The sequence below is a fragment of the Dietzia cercidiphylli genome, assembly GCF_014145145.1.
GTDB lineage: Bacteria > Actinomycetota > Actinomycetes > Mycobacteriales > Mycobacteriaceae > Dietzia > Dietzia natronolimnaea.
Genome location: NZ_JAALEA010000337.1, coordinates 1 through 518 on the forward strand (window position 1 = coordinate 1; position 518 = coordinate 518).

The following is a 518-nucleotide window of genomic DNA, read 5'->3' on the forward strand; positions in this document are numbered from 1 at the left end:
CACGCACGACCCAGCGGTCCTGGCGGCCGACCGCGCGGGGACCCCAGTCCCGTCCGACCAGGTCACCGAGCTCGGGCGGCCACCGGCGTAGCGGCGCGGCCTCCACGGTGCGGGAGGAGTGCGGCGCTCCGGCGGTCGGTGCTGCGGACTTCGTCACTGCTCGATGAGACCACACCACTACGACAGTGCCGCGGCCGGAGATCCGGCCAGGCGCGCCGGCGGCGTCAGCGCAGGGTGTCCTCGAGCATCCGGGGGCGACACGCGATCCGGCCGACCACGCACATCACCGCGAGCACCACCGTCAGGAACGCCAGACCCCCGCCGAGACCCGGACCCGACAGGAGGAAACCGAAGACGAGGGGCCCGAGGCTCGCGGCCGTGTAGCCGACGCCCTGCGAGAACCCGGAGAGGGCGGCGGATCCGGCCTGGGTCCGCGTGCGGAGGTTGATGAGAGTCAGGCAGAGGGGGAACGTGCTGGGACCGACACCGAGCAGGCAGATCCACACCCACGGCGCGGC

Annotated in this window: 1 pseudogene; it reads right to left on the minus strand. The window is 73.6% G+C overall.

Annotated features, from left to right (window positions below):
- Positions 1-224: 224 nt before the first annotated feature.
- Positions 225-518: pseudogene (locus G6028_RS12125) on the minus strand (MFS transporter); the annotation flags it as partial.